The organism is Streptomyces sp. NBC_00443 (genome assembly GCF_036014175.1).
GTDB lineage: Bacteria > Actinomycetota > Actinomycetes > Streptomycetales > Streptomycetaceae > Streptomyces.
Genome location: NZ_CP107917.1, coordinates 7,555,284 through 7,574,130 on the forward strand (window position 1 = coordinate 7,555,284; position 18,847 = coordinate 7,574,130).

An 18,847-nucleotide genomic window follows, 5' to 3' on the forward strand; every position below is an offset into this window, starting at 1 on the left:
TGAGGGAGAGCGCAAGGGTGAAGATCGGACACACCCCGACAGTCTTTGTGATCTAGGGGTTTCAATCGACACCCACCCAGGTAGGGTCTGGAAGCGTCCAGCTCCCCTTGGAGGAGGTGAGGACCGTGGCAGCCCACGACGACGACATGAACCGCGGCATCCGCCCGGGACGGGGGTCCGACGACCCGGCCGGGCAGATTGCCTACCTTGAGCAGGAGATCGCCGTCCTGCGACGCAAGCTCGCCGACTCTCCGCGGCACACGAGGATTCTCGAAGAGCGGATCGTCGAGCTGCAGACCAATCTGGCCGGCGTGTCCGCACAGAACGAGCGACTCGCCAACACGCTCCGTGAGGCCCGCGACCAGATCGTGGCCCTCAAAGAGGAAGTCGACCGGCTCGCACAGCCACCGGCCGGCTTCGGTGTCTTCCTGACGCAGAACGAGGACGGCACGGCCGACATCTTCACCGGCGGCCGCAAACTCCGCGTGAACGTCAGCCCGAGCGTCGAACTCGACGCCCTCAGGCGCGGCCAGGAAGTAATGCTCAACGAAGCGCTCAACGTGGTCGAGGCCATGGAGTACGAGAGCGTCGGCGACATCGTCACCCTCAAGGAGATCCTCGAGGACGGCGAGCGCGCCCTCGTAGTGGGGCACACCGATGAGGAACGGGTGGTACGGCTCGCCGAGCCGCTGCTGGACGTCACCATCCGCCCCGGCGACGCCCTGCTGCTCGAACCCCGCTCCGGCTACGTCTACGAGGTCGTCCCCAAGAGCGAGGTCGAGGAACTCGTCCTCGAAGAAGTACCGGACATCGGCTACGAGCAGATCGGCGGCCTGGGCAACCAGATCGAAATGATCCGCGACGCAGTCGAGCTCCCCTACCTCTACCCCGACCTGTTCAGGGAGCACGAACTGCGGCCGCCCAAGGGCGTCCTCCTGTACGGGCCTCCCGGATGCGGCAAGACGCTCATCGCCAAGGCCGTCGCCAACTCGCTGGCCAAGAAGGTCGCCGAGGTCACCGGCCAGGCCCAGGGCAAGAGCTTCTTCCTCAACATCAAGGGCCCCGAACTGCTCAACAAGTACGTCGGCGAGACCGAGCGGCAGATCCGCCTCGTCTTCCAGCGTGCACGTGAAAAGGCCAGCGAGGGCACACCCGTCATCGTCTTCTTCGACGAGATGGAATCCCTCTTCCGCACCCGTGGCTCCGGTGTCAGCTCGGACGTGGAGAACACCATCGTCCCCCAGCTGCTCGCCGAGATCGACGGTGTCGAAGGCCTGGAGAACGTGGTCGTGATCGGCGCCTCCAACCGCGAGGACATGATCGACCCCGCCATCCTGCGCCCCGGCCGCCTGGACGTGAAGATCAAGATCGAGCGCCCGGACGCCGAGGCCGCCAAGGACATCTTCGGCAAGTACCTCACCCAGCGCCTGCCGCTCCACCCCGAGGACGTCGGAGAGCACAGCGGCGACAGGGCCATGACGGTCCAGAGCATGATCCAGACCGCCGTCGAGCAGATGTACGCCGAATCCGAGGAGAACCGCTTCCTGGAAGTCACCTACGCCAACGGCGACAAGGAAGTCCTCTACTTCAAGGACTTCAATTCCGGCGCCATGATCGAGAACATCGTGGGCCGCGCCAAGAAGATGGCGATCAAGGACTTCCTGGAGCACAACCAGAAGGGCCTCCGCGTCTCCCACCTCCTCCAGGCCTGCGTGGACGAGTTCAAGGAGAACGAGGACCTGCCCAACACCACCAACCCGGACGACTGGGCCCGGATCTCCGGAAAGAAGGGCGAGCGGATCGTCTACATCCGCACCCTCATCACCGGAAAGCAGGGCGCAGACACCGGACGCTCCATCGACACGGTGGCAAACACCGGTCAGTACCTGTAAAAGACAGGGCGGCTGCGGGTGCCCCCACCGGGTACCCGCAGCCGACTGTTTTTCCGGCCACCGCCGGAACAAAGGCGAGCAACGCAATGACGCAAATGATCTCCCCACCAGCGCAAAGGCGTTCTAGGCTCTTCGGTACCGCCGAGTCGCGCAGTGCGGGGACGGGCACCGCACACGCATCGGAGCGCCAGCGGTACTTGAGCGGCGCCCCCGACCGAGGGCGCCGCCGGGCAAGGAGGGCCGCATGACCGTACGGCGAGTAATGGGCATCGAGACGGAGTACGGGATCTCCGTCCCCGGCCACCCCAACGCCAATGCCATGCTCACCTCATCCCAGATCGTCAACGCCTACGCGGCGGCGATGCACCGGGCCCGCCGGGCCCGCTGGGACTTCGAGGAGGAGAACCCGCTGCGGGACGCGCGAGGCTTCGACCTCGCCCGCGAGGCCGCCGACTCCAGCCAGCTCACCGACGAGGACATCGGCCTCGCCAACGTCATCCTCACCAACGGGGCACGGCTCTACGTCGACCACGCACACCCCGAATACAGCTCCCCCGAGGTCACCAACCCCCGCGACGCCGTCCTCTGGGACAAGGCAGGCGAGCGGATCATGGCCGAGGCCGCCGAGCGGGCCGCCCAGCTGCCCGGCGCCCAGCCCATCCACCTCTACAAGAACAACACCGACAACAAGGGCGCCTCCTACGGCACGCACGAGAACTACCTGATGAAGCGGAAACCCCTTCTCGGACATCGTGCGCCACCTGACGCCCTTCTTCGTCTCCCGCCAGGTCTTCGCCGGTGCTGGCCGCGTCGGCATCGGCCAGGACGGTCACGAACACGGCTTCCAGCTCAGCCAGCGAGCCGACTACTTCGAGGTCGAGGTGGGCCTCGAGACGACCCTCAAGCGCCCGATCATCAACACACGCGACGAGCCGCACGCGGACGCGGAGAAATACCGCCGCCTCCACGTGATCATCGGCGACGCGAACCTGTCGGAGATCTCGACGTACCTGAAGCTGGGCACCACCGCCCTGGTCCTGTCGATGATCGAGGACAGCTTCATCGCGGTCGACCTGGCCGTGGACCAGCCCGTTCGCACGCTGCACCAGGTGTCGCACGACCCGTCCCTCAAGCGCCTGATCACACTCCGCAGCGGCCGCACACTGACGGCGGTACAGCTCCAGATGGAGTACTACGAGCTCTCGCGCAAATACGTCGAGGAACGCTTCGGCGCCGACGCCGACGAACAGACCAAGGACGTCCTGACCCGCTGGGAGGACACCCTCAACCGGCTGGAGCGGGATCCGATGAGCCTCGCCGGCGAGCTGGACTGGGTCGCCAAGCGAGAGCTCATGGAGGGCTACCGACGCCGCGACGACCTCGACTGGGACGCCGCCCGGCTCCACCTCGTCGACCTCCAGTACGCGGACGTACGCCCCGAGAAAGGCCTCTACAACCGTCTCGCGGCCCGCGGCCGCATGAAGCGCCTCCTGGACGAGGACGAGGTCGAGAGGGCCCGTACGAAGCCGCCGGAGGACACGCGCGCGTACTTCCGCGGGCGCTGCCTGGAGCAGTACGCCGACGACGTCGCCGCGGCCTCCTGGGACTCGGTGATCTTCGACCTGCCCGGCCGGGACTCCCTCCAGCGCGTCCCAACCCTCGAACCGCTTCGCGGAACGCGAAATCACGTCAAGGAGCTCCTGGACCGCTGTCGCACGGCGGAAGACCTGGTCAGGGTCCTCTCAGGCAGCTGAGGGGTACTCGGGCGGTGTCAGCCGGACGTCGGCCGAGCAGGGTGGAAAACCCGGCGTCCGGGAATCATGGAGATGGCCCCCGTACGTTGGAGAAACTGCGGGGCCGATGTCAGACCCGGCTTGTAGGGTCTGATCATCACCGATCGGCAGGAAAGCCGACCTGTCGACCATGTCGGGCGAACTGAGCGGGGTGAGGGATATGGCAACCAAGGACACCGGCGGCGGACAGCAGAAGGCCACGCGTTCCACCGAGGAAGTCGAGGAGCAGACTGCGGAGACGCAGGCCTCCGAGGACCTCAAGGAGCGGCAGGAGAAGCTGAGCGACGACGTCGACTCGGTTCTGGACGAGATTGACGATGTCCTCGAGGAGAACGCCGAGGACTTCGTGCGGTCCTTCGTGCAAAAGGGCGGGCAGTAGGCCGCCCTTTCCTTCGATTCGAAGGTGAACGGGGTGGAGTGGTGGTCGGCGAGTCGGAGATGAAGCGCTGCGCGCGGTGCGGCGGGTCCAAGCCGCGCGCAGCCTTCGCGTGACCAGCCGGTTGCCGCTCGGACGAGCTCCGCGCGATCTGTTTCAAGGGGCTTGCCGTTCATGTGGATCACCGCCACAAGACGGGTAGGGTCCGTGGCGTACTGTGCTTCAACTGCTTTTCCGGCCTCGGCCTGTTGAGGGAACGGTCCCGAAGCGATGAACCGAGCTGCCGATTACCTGGAAGGAATCGCGTGGAAGCCAACACTCGTAGCACCGGGCGTCTACCAGCTGCCTTCCTGACGCCTGGGTCGTCCTCCTTCATGGACTTTCTCTCCGAGCACCAGCCCGAGATGCTGCCCGGGAACCGCCAACTGCCGCCCACGCAGGGCGTGATCGAGGCGCCGCACGGCACGACCATCGTGTCCGTGACGTTCCCCGGGGGCGTCGTGCTGGCGGGTGACCGGCGGGCGACCATGGGGAATGTGATCGCCCAGCGCGACATCGAGAAGGTGTTCCCGGCCGACGAGTACTCGGCCGTCGGTATCGCCGGCACCGCCGGTCTGGCCGTGGAGATGGTGAAGCTCTTCCAGCTGGAGCTGGAGCACTTCGAGAAGGTCGAGGGCGCGCAGCTGTCGCTGGAGGGCAAGGCGAACCGGCTGTCGACCATGATTCGGTCCAACCTGGGCATGGCCATGCAGGGGCTGGCCGTCGTGCCGCTCTTCGCGGGGTACGACGTCGACCGGGAGAGGGGGCGGATCTTCTCCTACGACGTGACCGGTGGTCGTTCCGAGGAGCATGGTTACGCCGCCACCGGCTCCGGGTCGATCTTCGCGCGTGGCGCCATGAAGAAGCTCTTCCGTGATGACCTGAACGAGGCCGAGGCCACGACGCTCGTGGTGCAGGCCCTGTACGACGCGGCTGACGACGACTCGGCGACCGGTGGTCCCGATGTCGCCCGCCGGATCTACCCGATCGTCACCGTGATCACCGAGGACGGTTTCCGTCGAGTGGGCGATGACGAGTCCTCCGAGATCGCCCGTTCCATCCTGGCGCGGCGTCTGGAGCAGCCCGACGGCCCGCGGGCCGCGCTGCTGTAGCGGCGGTTCGGTCTTAGCAAGGTGGTCCTGTGACTTCGACAGAAAGGGACGGATAACCGGTGTCGACGCCGTTCTATGTCTCACCCCAGCAGGCCATGGCCGACCGGGCGGAGTACGCCCGCAAGGGCATCGCCCGTGGCCGCAGCCTGGTCGTGCTGCAGTATGCCGACGGCATCGTGTTCGTCGGCGAGAACCCGTCCCGTGCGCTGCACAAGTTCAGCGAGATCTATGACCGGATCGGTTTTGCGGCCGCCGGTAAGTACAACGAGTACGAGAACCTGCGGATCGGCGGGGTGCGGTATGCCGATCTGCGTGGTTACACCTATGACCGTGATGATGTGACCGCGCGTGGTCTGGCCAACGTCTACGCCCAGACGCTGGGCACGATTTTTTCTTCCGCGGCGGAGAAGCCGTACGAGGTGGAGCTGGTCGTCGCCGAGGTCGGTGAGACGCCTGAGGGCGACCAGATCTACCGGCTGCCGCACGACGGCTCGATCGTGGACGAGCACGGCTCGGTCGCGGTCGGCGGCAATGCCGAGTTGATCAGCAATTACCTGGATCAGCGTCATCAGGACGGCGTGAGTCTCGCCGAGGCGCTGAAGCTGGCAGTCCAGGCCCTGTCGCGTGAGTCGAACGGTACGCAGCGGGAGATTCCCGCGGAGCGGCTCGAGGTCGCGGTGCTGGACCGTACGCGTCCGCAATCGCGCAAGTTCAAGCGCATCGTGGGCCGTCAGCTGGCCCGGCTGCTGGCGGCCGAGGGTGCGGCCACCGAGGCCGAGAGTGCCGACAACGGGGAGGACTCCGATGCGGAGGACTCCGGCAGTTCCGAGGAGTAGCCCGACCACGCGACCTCGCCGAGGGGCAGTCCCGCCCTCGTTCTTCGCCCGTACTGTGCCCCGGCCGCCCGCTCGGCCGGGGCACAGGCGTTCATGCGGGCCTTCAGGGGGTGCTGGGCGGCGCTGTGGAGCCCCGTACGACGAGCTCGACCGGAATGTCGCCCTCCTCGGGTTCACGGCCTTCCAGGACTGCCAGGAGGGCTTGCATGCCGCGTTCCCCGAAGAGCTCGGCGTCCAGGCGGACGGTGGTCAGCTCGGGGTCGATGGCGGTGGCGAGGGCGAGGTCGTCCAGGCCGGTGACGGAGATGTCGTCGGGGATGCGCAGGTCGAGTCGGCGTACTGCCTTGTAGGCGCCGGCGGCGAGTTTGTCGTCGTCGCAGACGATGGCCGTGGGGCGGGGGCCCTTGGCCGAGAGGGCGGTCTCGGCGGCGGTGCGGGCGCCGTCGATGGAGATGGGTGCGCGGACGGTGAGCAGTGAGGTGCCGGGTACCTCGCCGATGCGTGTGGCGAGCTCATCGGCCCGAACGTCGAAGGTCCAGGAGGGCACGTCGGCTGCGAGGTGCAGGAAGCGCCGGTGGCCGAGGCGGAGCAGGTGATCGGCTACCTGACGGACGCCGTCCGTGATGTCGAGGTTCACCGTCGCGGCCCCGAGGCTGCCGTCCGGGTCGCTGTCCAGCATGACCAGGGGGAGCTGGTCGCCGCGGATGGCGGTGAGGGCGTCGGCGGCCATGGAGGAGGCGATGACGCCGTCGAGGGCGGCCTGGGCGGAGGCGAAGGGGTCGCGGGCGGGGCCGATGCCTTCGGGGGAGGGGTAGAGGACGACGCCGAAGCCGTGGTGGGCGGCGATGCGGGCGGCTCCGGTATAGACGCCGGCGAAGAATTCCGTGGTGAGGGCGGGGACGACGAGGAGGACGGTGCGGGTGTGGCCGAGCCGTAGGTTGCGGGCGGCGAGGTTGGGCCGGTAGCCGAGTTCGCGGGCGGCCTCGCGGACGCGTTCGGCGGTGGCCTCGGAGACCCGGCCGCGCCACTTCTCGCCGAGGACGAGGGAGACCGCGGCCTGCGAGACGCCCGCCGCCTGGGCGACGTCCCGGCTGGTGGGGCGGGTGCTGCCGTGTGCCACCGTCCGCCTGCTTCCTTGCTCCTGGTCGTGCGCCTGCGGGCGCGCCGGCCCTGCGGCTCATTCCGTTGTCTGGACTCGTGAACAGCGCTCATGGTACGTATGACGAAGGACGTTATACGTAAAACTTACCCGGAGGGGCGGCGCTGCTGATGACCGGCGCATACCTGGAGGTCCTCAGGGCGAGGCATGCCGCCCGGCTGCTCGTCGGCACGCTCATAGGCCGGCTGCCGAACGCCGTGGCCGCGCTCGCCATCGTGCTGTTCGTGCGCGCGGAGGGCGGCTCGTACAGCATGGCCGGTGGCCTGGCGGCCGTGTACGGGGTCGCCAACGCCGTCGGCCAGCCGCTGCTGGGGCGGCTGGTGGACCTGTACGGGCAGCCGCGCGTGCAGCTGCCCGCCGCCGTCGCGTCGGCGCTCGCGATGGGCGTGTTCGCCTTCGTGGGCCTCGGCGCGTTGCCTCTCGCCTATGCGGCCGTGGCCGCCTCCGGACTGTTCACGCCGCCCCTGGAGGGCGGTCTGCGGGCGCTGTGGTCGTCCGTCCTCCACAAGGAGGGCCAGGTGCACACGGCGTATGCGATGGACGCGGTGGCGCAGGAAGTCATGTTCACCATCGGTCCGTTGCTGCTCACGCTGTGCGCCTCGCTGTGGTCGGCGCAGACGGCGCTGCTGATCCTTAATGTGATCGGGGTGCTGGGCGCCCTGTCGGTGGTCGTGTCGCAGCCCTCGCGTGCGTGGCGGTCGGCGCCGCGTGAGGCGCACTGGCTGGGCGCGCTGCGCTCGGCCGGGCTGCTGGCACTCCTCGCGGCCTTCCTGTTCGTCGGCGTGGCGATGGGGTCCATCGCGGTCGCGGCCGTGTCGTACGCGGACGACCACGGCGGTGACGTCGTGTACGGCTGGCTGATGGCGGGTCTGGGACTGGGCGCGCTCATCGGCGGCATGGTGTACGGGGCGCGGCAGTGGGGCGGTGAGCCGGCGCGGCGACTGCGGTGGCTGGTCGCACTTCTGGCGGTGTGTTACCTGCCGCTGACGCTGATGCCGGGTGTGGTCGGGATGACGCTGCTGGCGGTGCTCGCGGGGGTGTTCCTCGCGCCGTGCATCGCTTGTGCGTTCGTGCTCGTGGACCGGCATGCGCCGCGTGGGACGGTCACCGAGGCGTTCTCGTGGCTTGTGACGACGTTCACCGTAGGCGCGTCGGTCGGAACGGGCCTGGCGGGGCCGGTCGTCGAGGCGGGCGGGGCGCTGTGGGGGTTCGCCGTGCCGGGGGCCGCGGGAGCCGTGTCCTTGCTGGTCCTGTTGGCCACGGGGCGGGTCCTCGCAGCTCCCGCCAGGGGTGCGGTCGTTGCGGCTTCATCGGAAAATGATCCAAACCGTGCTGTCGAACCCCGTTTCAGCTCAGGGGATCGGGCGTAATGTTCAGTCATGGACCGCCGCATTTTCGGGCTGGAGAACGAGTACGGCGTCACGTGCACGTTCAGGGGACAGCGCCGCCTGTCGCCTGACGAGGTGGCGCGGTACCTCTTCCGCCGTGTCGTGTCATGGGGCCGTAGCAGCAATGTCTTTCTGCGAAACGGCGCCCGCCTCTATCTCGACGTGGGCTCACATCCGGAATACGCGACACCCGAATGTGACAACGTGACCGAACTGGTCACCCACGACAAGGCCGGCGAACGCATTCTGGAAGGACTCCTGGTAGACGCGGAACGACGCCTGCACGAGGAAGGAATCGCGGGCGACGTCTACCTCTTCAAGAACAACACCGACTCGGCGGGCAACTCCTATGGCTGTCACGAGAACTATCTCGTCGCACGGCACGGGGAGTTCTCCCGGCTCGCGGACATTCTGATCCCGTTCCTGGTCACCAGGCAGCTTCTGTGTGGTGCCGGCAAGGTGCTGCAGACCCCGCGGGGCGCGGTGTACTGCGTCAGTCAGCGGGCCGAGCACATCTGGGAGGGCGTCTCCTCGGCGACGACCCGCTCCCGGCCCATCATCAACACCCGCGACGAGCCGCACGCGGACGCCGAGCGTTACCGGCGCCTGCATGTCATCGTGGGTGACTCGAACATGTCCGAGACGACCATGCTGCTCAAGGTCGGCGCGACCGACCTGGTGCTGCGCATGATCGAGGCGGGCACGGTGATGCGCGACCTGACCCTGGAGAACCCGATCCGGGCTATCCGCGAGGTCAGCCACGACATCACCGGGCGGCGCAAGGTGCGCCTGGCCAGTGGCCGAGAGGCATCGGCGCTGGAGGTGCAGCGCGAGTACTACGAGAAGGCCGTGGACTTCTGCGAGCGCCGCGGCATCCGTACGGGCACGGTCGAGCAGGTCCTGGAGCTGTGGGGCCGCACGCTGGACTCGATCGAGGCCGAGGACCTCGACCGGATCGGTACCGAGATCGACTGGGTCATGAAGTACAAGCTCATCGAGCGGTACCGGGCCAAGCACAACATGACCATGTCGCATCCGCGGGTCGCGCAGATAGACCTCGCCTACCACGACATCCACCGCCGTCGTGGGCTGTACTACCTGCTGGAGAAGAAGGGTCAAGCAGCCCGTATCTGCAACGACTTGAAGATCTTCGAGGGCAAGTCCGTGCCGCCGCAGACCACGCGGGCCCGGCTGCGCGGCGACTTCATCCGCAGGGCCCAGGAACAGCGCCGTGACTTCACGGTCGACTGGGTCCACCTCAAGCTCAACGACCAGGCGCAGCGCACGGTGTTGTGCAAGGACCCGTTCCGGTCGGTGGACGACCGGGTGGAGAAACTGATCGCCGGTATGTGAGCGGGCCGCGGCCGCCTCGGCTGCGCCCGCACAGAACGCCCGGTGCCCGGAGGTGGTGATACCTCCGGGCACCGGGCGTCGGCGTGTCGGGCGACGACCGGTGCCGAGCGCATGTTCGTCGTAGAGTGGCGGCCATTGCCCGCCACCCCGAGCCCAGTGGGACTGATGAACTACAACACGAAACGCCGTGTCGCGGCGCTGCTGGCCGTTCCCGCCCTGCTGTTCACCGCCGCGTGCGGCTCGGACAGCGACAGCGACGGGGGAGAGACGGCAGGGGTTGCCCAGGTCGACGGCAAGGTCGGGGAGAAGCCCAAGATCTCCGTGCCGAAGGAAGGCGACCCGTCCGGGAAGACCGTGGTCGAGACGGTCTCGGAGGGCAGCGGAACCGCCGCCAAGGCGTCCGACTTCGTGCGCCTGGACTGGACCGTCGAGAAGTGGGGCGAGGACCAGGAGCTGGGGGGCACCTGGGCGGCCACGACGACCGGTGAGAGCACGCCGCGCAGGCAGTCCGTCGAACAGATCGGCAAGCCGAGCCAGCAGCTGCCCGAGAAGGTCCTGGCCGCGGTCAAGGGGCAGAAGCCGGGCAGCCGTGTCCTCGTGCAGGGCACCGCGGGTGATCTGATCGGCGAATCGCTGAACCCGTCCTCTGGCATCAACCAGAAGGACGTACTGATCTGGGTGGTCGACGTGGCCGGTGCCGGCGCCGTCGACGCCAAGGGCGAGGCCAAGGGTGAGCAGGCGGCCACCGAGGCGGGCCTGCCGGAGGTGAAGGCCCCGTCGCAGAAGGCGGCGACCATCACCATCCCCAAGAACACCAAGGCCCCCAAGGACCTCAAGGAACAGGTGCTGATCAAGGGCGACGGCAAGAAGGTCGAGGCCGGTCAGGGGCTCGTGGCCCAGTACACCGGGGTCAAGTGGGAGGACGGCAAGAAGTTCGACTCCTCCTGGGACCACGGCGGCGCGACCGCCTTCCAGATCGGCACCGGCTCCGTCGTGCCAGGCTGGGACAAGGGCCTCGTCGGCAAGAACGTGGGCGACCGGGTGCTGCTGGTGATCCCGCCCGCCCTCGGCTACGGCTCCAGCCCCAACAGCGAGCTGTCCAAGAACACACTGGTCTTCGTGGTGGATATCCTCGACGTCGTCTGACCGAGGTGTCCTTGAGGTCGTGTCGCGACCCAGGTCACGCAACAAGGAGTGATGAAGTGAGCATCGACAAGCCCGAGATCGACTTCCCGGGCGGCGAGCCCCCGGCGGACCTCGAGATCAAGGACATCTGGGAGGGCGACGGCCCCGTCGCGCAGGCGGGTCAGACCGTCACCGTGCACTACGTGGGTGTCGCCTTCAGCACGGGCGAGGAGTTCGACGCCAGCTGGAACCGCGGTGCGCCGTTCCGCTTCCCGCTGGGCGGCGGCCGCGTCATCAAGGGCTGGGACCAGGGCGTGCAGGGCATGAAGGTCGGCGGCCGCCGCCAGCTGACCATCCCGGCCCACCTCGCCTACGGCAACCAGAGCCCGACCCCGGCGATCCAGCCCGGCGAGACGCTGATCTTCGTCGTCGACCTGCTGGGCGTCTGATCGTCGCGTCCGGCCGGCGTACGGCTCGTCGCGTCTGACCGGCGCGCGACCGGACCCGACTGACTGGGGCCCATGCCTGTCCGGGCATGGGCCCTCGGCTTTTGCCGGGCCACCGCGGGGCGGTACGGTCATCGGTCGTAAGCACCATAGGGAAGACGAAGGGCGTCGATGGCCATTGCCAAGGCCGAGCGGCTCATGAACCTGGCGCTGTGTCTGCTCGGGACGCGGCGACCGCTGAGCAAGCGCGAGCTGCGTGAGTCCATCGAGGCGTACCTGGAAGCGGGCTCCGACGACTCCTTCAACCGGATGTTCGAGCGGGACAAGGACGACCTGCGTGAGCTCGGGCTGGTCATCGAGACCGTGGAGAACCTCGACGGCGAGGTCGGCTATCTCGCCCGCCGGGACAGCAACCGTCTGCCGCCCATCACCCTGGACGCCGAGGAGGCCGCCGCCCTGGGCCTGGCCGCCAAGGTGTGGCAGCAGGTCCGGCTCGCGGGCGCGGCCAGCGGCGCTCTGCAGAAGCTGCGCGCGGCCGGGCTGCCGGAGGACGTCGATCCGTACGAGGCGCACGGCGCCCTGGAGCCCCGTATTCCGGTGCACGAGGCCGCGTTCGAGCCGCTGATGCTGGCGTGCCGCGACCGGCGCCCGGTCATCTTCGACTATCGCAAGGCCACCGCCGCCCGCCCCGAGCCCCGGCATGTCGAGCCGTGGGCGCTGGAGTGCTGGCGCGGCCACTGGTATCTCGCGGGCTGGGACCGGGACCGTGCCGCGGAGCGCGTCTTCAGGCTGTCCCGCATCACGGGCAAGGTGCGCTCGCGCAGCTCGCGGTTCACCGCACCGGTCCCCGACGTCGTCACCGTCCGGGAGACCGTCATGAGCTGGGCGGGGGAGACCGCCGACCGTTCCGCGCGGATCCGGCTGCGCACGGACGCCGGTTACCCCCTTCGGGCGAAGGCCACCTCGGTCAGGGAACTCGGGGACGGCTGGGACGAGTTGGAGATTCCGTACGGCCACGGGCTGGATGCCTGGCTCGTGGAGTTCGGGCCGGATGTGGTGGTCCTGGAGCCCGCGGAGCTGCGGGCCGACGTGGTGGACCGGCTGCGTGCCGTGGCCAAGGGCTGAGGGGAGCGGAGCGACACAGTGGCAGGCAAACCGGTCAGGCCCATCAACGCCATCGACCAGACCCGGCGGATGCTCTCCCTGGTGACCTATCTCAGGGAGCGTCCCGGCGCCCGCGTCGAGGACGTCGCGCGTGCCTTCGGTATCTCCGAGGACGAGCTGGTCTCCGACCTCGACGTGCTGCCCATGTGCGGCACCAGCTTCCGCGGCGGTGACCTGCTCGACATCGACACCGACGGCGAGCGCATCTGGTGGCACAACCCCGACGACGTCGCGGAGCCGCTGCGGCTCGCCGCCGACGAGGCGACCGCGCTGCTGGTGGCGGCCCGCGCGGTGTCCACGCTGCCCGGCCTGCGCGAGAGCGACCGGCAGGCGCTCCTGCGGGCGACCGCCAAGGTGGAGGCCGCGGCCGGGGAGGCGGCCGGTGCCAGCTCCCGGCTGTCGGTGACCTTCGAGTCCGAGGGCGGCGTCTTCGCCGACGTCGACCGTGCGATCTCCGAGCGGCGCCGGCTGTGGATCCGTTACTACTCACCGGCCCGCGACGAGGTCACCGAGCGCGAGATCGACCCGATCCGCCTGGTCAGCGTCGGCCACACCTACGTCGAGGCCTGGTGCCGCCGCTCCGAGGCGCGCCGCACCTTCCGGCTCGACCGGGTCGCCGAGATCAGGATCCTGGACGAGTCGTCCGCGCCGCCCGAGATCGAGCTGCGGGACCTGTCCGAGGGGCTCGTGCAGCCTGCCGCGGAGGACCCCGAGGTCGTGGTCGAGGTCGGCCCGGGCGGGCGCTGGGTCGCCGAGTACTACCCGCACGACAGCGCCGATGAGCTTGCCGACGGCGGGCTGCGTATCACTCTGCGCACCCCCGACCCCACGTCGTTGCGGCGCCTCGCACTGCGGCTCGGGCGCGACGGCCGGATCGTCTCGCCTCAGGCGCTGGCCGACAGCGCCCGGCAGGCGGCCCGCGAGGCGCTGACGGCGTACGACGGGGCCGAGGTGCAGGGCGAGCACGGGGCGCACGGGGTTCACGACGGACAGTAGGACAGCGCCCCCTGAGGCGAGCGACCACGAAGAAGGGGAGCAAGGGCTTTGAGCGAGTCGGCGACGTCCGGTGCGGTGGGAATGACGGTGGCGTCCGCGTTCGCCGGGATGAGAAGTGTGACGCCGGTGAGGTTCAAGGCGGGCTGCCCGGACTGCCGGGGCCGTTTCGAGCTTGCCGCGAGCGCACTGCGCCTCGTCATCGGCGGGAGCAGCCGTACGACGTTCTACTCGTTCACCTGCCCCGAGTGCGGGGTGTCCGTCCGCAAGCCTGCGGGGGAGCGGATCGTCGAGCTGCTGACCGGCGGCGGGGTCAGCACCCTGCGGCTGCACTCCACGCTGTAGGACGGTCTAGGCTCGGCGTCATGTTCTGGCCGATGTTCGCGGTAGCTGTGGGTTTCCTGGGTCTCGCCGTTCTCGGTGTGCTCGCCGTGCGGGTCTTCCTGGAGGCGCAGCGCCTCGGCCGGCAGGTGACGGACTCCGCGCGGCGCATCAGCCGGGCGGCAGAGGACCTGGAGCGGGCGAGCATGAGCGCGGCCCGGGCTGTGGACACGCTCTAGCCCTGCCAAGGATTGGGTGTGAGTCCCTCCTCGCATGCGTTTTGGGCCACTTCGCCCTGTCAACTTGACGTCTCGTCCAGGTACGCTGCTGGTCGCGGCCCGGAGAACGAGGCCCGGTCCGCGGACAGGGAGTACGCACGGGGATTGCCTCACGTTTACCCCTGAGCGTTACGATCGCTGTCAACGCGATCGTTCGGACACATGTCCGACCGATCGGACAGCACCCACCCCAGCAGCCTCGGTGAGAAGGTAAAGACTTATGTTCGGAAGGCTCGGAGCCCCCGAGATCATTCTCATCCTCGTCGTCATCATCCTGCTGTTCGGCGCGAAGAAGCTTCCGGACATGGCGCGCTCGCTCGGCAAGTCCGCTCGCATCCTGAAGAGCGAGGCGAAGGCGATGAAGGACGACAACAAGTCCGCCGCCCCGGCCGACCCGCCGAACAACACCAGCGACGACCAGCAGCCCCCGGCTCAGCGTGTGATCCAGTCCTCTCCCGGCGACGTGACCAGCTCGCGCCCGGTCAACGAGCCCACGGACACGACCAAGCGCTGACGCAGGGCCGGTGACCTCCGGCCCGCCGCACGAGATGGGAACGTGGGTTGCTGAAGTCTGCCCGCAAAGAGGAGAAGGATCCCGAGGGGCGGATGCCCCTCGCGGAGCACCTTCGTGAGCTCCGCAACCGGCTCGCGAAAGCGCTGCTCGCGATCGTCGTCATCACGGTCGTCGCTGCCTTCTTCTATCAGGACATCATCAACTTCTTCACCAAGCCGGTCCTCGAGTCGGTCGGCTGCCCGAAGTCGTTCGAGGAACTGGCCAAGACGTCACGCGAACAGAACCCGTGCGCGCAGATCACGATCAACGGTCTGCTCGCGCCGTTCACGCTGGCCCTGAAGGTGTCCCTGATGGCCGGTGTCGTGCTGGCCGCACCGGTCTGGTTGTACCAGCTGTGGGGCTTCGTCGCCCCCGGCCTGCACAAGCACGAGCGGGGGTACGCCTACGCGTTCGTCGCCACGGGCTTCCCGCTCTTCCTCGCCGGCGCCTTCTTCGCCTACAAGGTGCTGCCCAAGACCGCCACGGTCCTGATCGAGTTCACGCCGTTCGGCGTCGACAACCTGCTGCCGCTGGACGACCTGCTCGACCTCGTCACGCGCATGGTGATCGTCTTCGGTCTCTCCTTCGAGCTGCCCTTGCTGCTGGTGATGCTCAACTTCACCGGCGCCATCACCGGCAAGCGCATGCTCGGCTGGTGGCGCGGCATGATCATGGGCATCACGGTGTTCGCGGCGATCGCGACCCCTAGCACCGACCCGCTGACGATGATGGCCCTCGCCGGACCGATCTGGATCCTGTACTTCGCCGCGGTCCTCGTCTCCCTGCTCAACGACCGCCGCAGGCGTCGCCGAGAGGCCATGGCTCCCGCCGACGACGAGGCGTCCGACCTCGATCTGACCCCCGAGAGCATCGACGAGGTCGAGACCGTGTCCGCGAGCCGGGCGCTGCCCGAGCAGGCCACCACCGAGCGGGTCAACGGCTACGACGACGTGACCTGACCGGGGCGGAATCCCAGAACAGTGCGGCCGGGTGCCTACAGGGCGTGCCCGGCCGCTTCCGCTTCGCAGCCGTGAGCTGCACGGATCGCGGGTTCGGCCGACGGCGATCCGGATAATGATCGTCCTGTTGTCAGTGGCGCCCGGTACGCTCGAAAGCACGATGACAGAGGACCTCTCACCGGCCGAGCGGTACGCGGCAGCGCGTCAGCGTGCTGCCGAGCAGGCCACCGCGCTCGCCTCATTCCGCGAGATGTACGACTTCGGCCTCGACCCCTTCCAGATCGAGGCGTGCCAGGCGCTCGAAGCGGGGAAGGGCGTGCTGGTGGCCGCGCCCACCGGCTCGGGCAAGACGATCGTGGGCGAGTTCGCCGTCCACCTCGCCCTGTTGCAGGGCAGAAAGTGCTTCTACACCACGCCCATCAAGGCGTTGTCGAACCAGAAGTACGCCGACCTGTGCCGCCGTTACGGCGACGGCATGGTCGGTTTGCTCACCGGCGACAACAGCATCAACTCCGACGCCCCGGTGGTCGTGATGACCACCGAGGTGCTGCGCAACATGCTGTACGCCGGGTCGCAGACCCTCCTCGGCCTCGGCCATGTGGTCATGGACGAGGTGCACTATCTCTCCGACCGCTTCCGCGGGGCCGTATGGGAGGAAGTGATCATTCACCTCCCCGAGTCGGTCACGCTGGTCTCGCTGTCGGCGACCGTGTCCAACGCCGAGGAGTTCGGCGACTGGCTCGACACCGTCCGCGGCGACACCGAGGTGATCGTCTCCGAGCACCGGCCCGTGCCGCTGTTCCAACACGTGCTCGCCGGGCGGCGGATGTACGACCTGTTCGAGGAGGGCGAGGGCCACAAGAAGGCCGTCAACCCCGACCTCACGCGGCTGGCCCGCATGGAGGCGACCAGGCCCTCGTTCCAGGACCGCAGACGCGGGCGCGCCATGCGCGAGGCCGACCGGGAGCGGGAGCGCCGGCAGAAGTCCCGGGTGTGGACGCCGGGGCGCCCCGAGGTCATCGAACGCCTCGACTCCGAGGGCCTGCTGCCCGCCATCACCTTCATCTTCAGCCGCGCCGCCTGCGAGGCCGCCGTCCAGCAGTGCCTGCACGCGGGACTGCGGCTGAACGAGGAGGAGGCGCGGGACAGGGTGCGCGCCCTCGTCGAGGAGCGCACCGCCGCCATCCCGACCGAGGATCTGCATGTCCTCGGCTACTACGAATGGCTGGAGGGCCTGGAGCGCGGCATAGCCGCTCACCACGCGGGCATGCTGCCGACCTTCAAGGAGGTCGTCGAGGAACTGTTCGTCCGCGGCCTGGTGAAGGCCGTGTTCGCCACGGAGACGCTCGCGCTGGGCATCAACATGCCTGCCCGGTCGGTGGTGTTGGAGAAGCTCGTCAAGTGGAACGGCGAGCAGCACGCCGACATCACGCCCGGTGAGTACACGCAGCTGACCGGCCGTGCGGGCCGGCGCGGCATCGACGTCGAGGGCCACGCCGTCGTGCTGTGGCAGCGCGGCATGAGCCCCGACCACCTGGCCGGGCTGGCGGGCACCCGCACCTATCCGCTGCGCTCCAGCTTCAAGCCGTCGTACAACATGGCGGTCAACCTGGTCGAGCAGTTCGGCCGGCACCGCTCGCGCGAGCTGCTGGAGACGTCGTTCGCGCAGTTCCAGGCCGACAAGTCGGTCGTCGGGATCTCCCGGCAGGTGCAGCGCAACGAGGAGGGGCTGGACGGCTACAAGGAGTCCATGACCTGCCACCTCGGGGACTTCGAGGAGTACGCGCGCCTGCGCCGCGAACTGAAGGACCGCGAGAACGAGTTGGCCAAGGAGGGGGTGGCACAGCGGCGCGCGGAGGCCGCGGTCGCACTGGAGAAGCTCAAGCCGGGCGACGTCATCCATGTGCCGACGGGCAAGTACGCCGGCCTCGCGCTGGTACTGGACCCCGGTCTGCCGGCCGGGCGGTCCAACGGCCACCGCGGCTTCGAGCACCACGACGGTCCGCGCCCGCTGGTCCTGACCGCCGAGCGGCAGGTCAAGCGGCTCGCCTCGATGGACTTCCCGGTGCCCGTCGAGGCGTTGGAGCGGATGCGGATCCCGAAGTCCTTCAACCCGCGTTCCCCGCAGTCCCGTCGGGACCTCGCCTCCGCGCTGCGCACCAAGGCCGGGCACATCGCGCCCGAGCGGCAGCGCAAGCGGCGCTCCCAGGCGGCCGACGACCGCGAGATCGAGCGGCTGCGCAAGGCCCTGCGCGCGCACCCGTGCCACGGGTGCAACGACCGTGAGGACCACGCCCGTTGGGCCGAGCGCTACCACCGGCTGCTGCGGGACACCTCCCAGCTGGAGCGCCGTATCGAAGGCCGCACGAACACGATCGCGCGGACCTTCGACCGCATCGTAGCTCTGCTGACCGAACTGGACTATCTGCGCGGCGACGAGGTCACCGAGCACGGCAAGCGGCTCGCGCGGCTGTACGGCGAACTCGACCTGCTGGCCAGCGAATGCGTCCGCGAGCGGGTGTGGGAAGGGCTCAGTCCGGCCGAACTGGCCGCCTGTGTCTCTGCGTTGGTGTTCGAGTCGAGGGCCGCGGACGACGCCATGGCCCCGAAACTGCCGTCGGGCAAGGCCAAGGCCGCGCTCGGTGAGATGGTCCGGATCTGGGGGCGGCTGGACGCCCTGGAGGAGGACTTCCGCATCACGCAGTCCGAGGGCGTCGGGCAGCGTGAGCCCGACCTCGGCTTTGCCTGGGCCGCGTACATGTGGGCCAGCGGTAAGGGGCTGGACGAGGTGCTGCGTGAGGCGGAGATGCCGGCGGGGGACTTTGTGCGGTGGTGCAAGCAGGTGATCGATGTGCTGGGGCAGATCGCGGCGGCGTCTCCTGCGGAGGGCTCAACCGTGGCCAAGAGTGCGCGTAAGGCTGTGGATGGGCTGCTCCGGGGGTTGTCGCCTACTCGTCCGTGGGGTGATGGTTCCCGGGCGGGCGCGGGGATCGTCGTGGTCGGTCGCGCCCACGCGGCGGAGCCGCATACCGATGCAGCCCCGCGCCCCTGGGGCAGCAA

General features: G+C 68.6%; 15 protein-coding genes and 2 pseudogenes. 16 read left to right on the forward strand and 1 reads right to left on the reverse strand.

What is annotated here, in order from left to right:
• The first annotated feature begins 125 nt into the window (after positions 1-125).
• The 5 genes and pseudogenes from arc (at position 126) to prcA (ending at position 6,048) form a co-directional block, all read left to right on the forward strand.
• Positions 126-1,892 carry a proteasome ATPase gene (gene arc / locus OHO27_RS34380; protein ID WP_328428855.1) on the forward strand — a complete coding sequence of 589 codons (1,767 nt, stop codon included), beginning with the start codon at positions 126-128 and terminating at the stop codon, positions 1,890-1,892.
• 244 nt (positions 1,893-2,136) lie between these two features.
• A pseudogene (gene dop / locus OHO27_RS34385) lies at positions 2,137-3,646 on the forward strand (depupylase/deamidase Dop).
• Between the two features lie 199 nt (positions 3,647-3,845).
• Positions 3,846-4,064: a ubiquitin-like protein Pup gene (locus OHO27_RS34390; protein WP_328428856.1), complete on the forward strand. Its 219-nt coding sequence runs from the start codon at positions 3,846-3,848 to the stop codon at positions 4,062-4,064.
• A 302-nt stretch (positions 4,065-4,366) separates the two neighbouring features.
• Positions 4,367-5,212: a proteasome subunit beta gene (gene prcB, locus OHO27_RS34400; protein WP_328428857.1), complete on the forward strand. Its 846-nt coding sequence runs from the start codon at positions 4,367-4,369 to the stop codon at positions 5,210-5,212.
• Between the two features lie 59 nt (positions 5,213-5,271).
• Complete coding sequence (gene prcA, locus OHO27_RS34405; protein WP_328428858.1) at positions 5,272-6,048, forward strand: proteasome subunit alpha; 777 nt, start codon at positions 5,272-5,274, stop codon at positions 6,046-6,048.
• A 103-nt stretch (positions 6,049-6,151) separates the two neighbouring features.
• On the opposite strand, the gene OHO27_RS34410 is transcribed toward prcA, so the two are convergent.
• Positions 6,152-7,168 carry a LacI family DNA-binding transcriptional regulator gene (locus OHO27_RS34410; protein WP_328428859.1) on the reverse strand — a complete coding sequence of 339 codons (1,017 nt, stop codon included), beginning with the start codon at positions 7,166-7,168 and terminating at the stop codon, positions 6,152-6,154.
• A 149-nt stretch (positions 7,169-7,317) separates the two neighbouring features.
• Between OHO27_RS34410 and OHO27_RS34415 the strand changes: the two genes are divergently transcribed.
• The 11 genes and pseudogenes from OHO27_RS34415 (at position 7,318) to OHO27_RS34465 (ending at position 18,754) form a co-directional block, all read left to right on the forward strand.
• On the forward strand, positions 7,318-8,577 hold the full coding sequence (locus OHO27_RS34415) for an MFS transporter (RefSeq protein ID WP_328428860.1): 1,260 nt from the start codon (positions 7,318-7,320) through the stop codon (positions 8,575-8,577).
• 9 nt (positions 8,578-8,586) lie between these two features.
• Positions 8,587-9,948, forward strand: coding sequence for a Pup--protein ligase (gene pafA / locus OHO27_RS34420; protein ID WP_053192758.1), 1,362 nt, complete (start codon positions 8,587-8,589; stop codon positions 9,946-9,948).
• 165 nt (positions 9,949-10,113) lie between these two features.
• The gene (locus tag OHO27_RS34425) at positions 10,114-11,094 is read left to right on the forward strand and encodes an FKBP-type peptidyl-prolyl cis-trans isomerase (protein ID WP_328428861.1); all 981 of its coding nucleotides are present in this window, start codon (positions 10,114-10,116) and stop codon (positions 11,092-11,094) included.
• A 56-nt stretch (positions 11,095-11,150) separates the two neighbouring features.
• Complete coding sequence (locus tag OHO27_RS34430; RefSeq protein WP_328428862.1) at positions 11,151-11,522, forward strand: FKBP-type peptidyl-prolyl cis-trans isomerase; 372 nt, start codon at positions 11,151-11,153, stop codon at positions 11,520-11,522.
• A 168-nt stretch (positions 11,523-11,690) separates the two neighbouring features.
• Complete coding sequence (locus OHO27_RS34435) at positions 11,691-12,644, forward strand: helix-turn-helix transcriptional regulator (protein WP_328428863.1); 954 nt, start codon at positions 11,691-11,693, stop codon at positions 12,642-12,644.
• A gap of 18 nt (positions 12,645-12,662) precedes the next feature.
• Positions 12,663-13,679 carry a helix-turn-helix transcriptional regulator gene (locus OHO27_RS34440; RefSeq protein WP_328428864.1) on the forward strand — a complete coding sequence of 339 codons (1,017 nt, stop codon included), beginning with the start codon at positions 12,663-12,665 and terminating at the stop codon, positions 13,677-13,679.
• Between the two features lie 48 nt (positions 13,680-13,727).
• Positions 13,728-14,021 (forward strand): hypothetical protein, encoded by a 294-nt coding sequence (locus OHO27_RS34445; protein ID WP_328428865.1) that lies wholly within the window; start codon positions 13,728-13,730, stop codon positions 14,019-14,021.
• Between the two features lie 20 nt (positions 14,022-14,041).
• Complete coding sequence (locus OHO27_RS34450; RefSeq protein ID WP_328428866.1) at positions 14,042-14,236, forward strand: hypothetical protein; 195 nt, start codon at positions 14,042-14,044, stop codon at positions 14,234-14,236.
• 259 nt (positions 14,237-14,495) lie between these two features.
• The gene (gene tatA / locus OHO27_RS34455) at positions 14,496-14,789 is read left to right on the forward strand and encodes a Sec-independent protein translocase subunit TatA (protein WP_328428867.1); all 294 of its coding nucleotides are present in this window, start codon (positions 14,496-14,498) and stop codon (positions 14,787-14,789) included.
• 47 nt (positions 14,790-14,836) lie between these two features.
• Entirely contained in the window at positions 14,837-15,787 is a 951-nt protein-coding gene (gene tatC / locus OHO27_RS34460) for a twin-arginine translocase subunit TatC (protein WP_328428868.1), read from the forward strand.
• Between the two features lie 115 nt (positions 15,788-15,902).
• Positions 15,903-18,754 (forward strand): annotated as a pseudogene (locus OHO27_RS34465) (DEAD/DEAH box helicase).
• Positions 18,755-18,847: the final 93 nt, after the last annotated feature.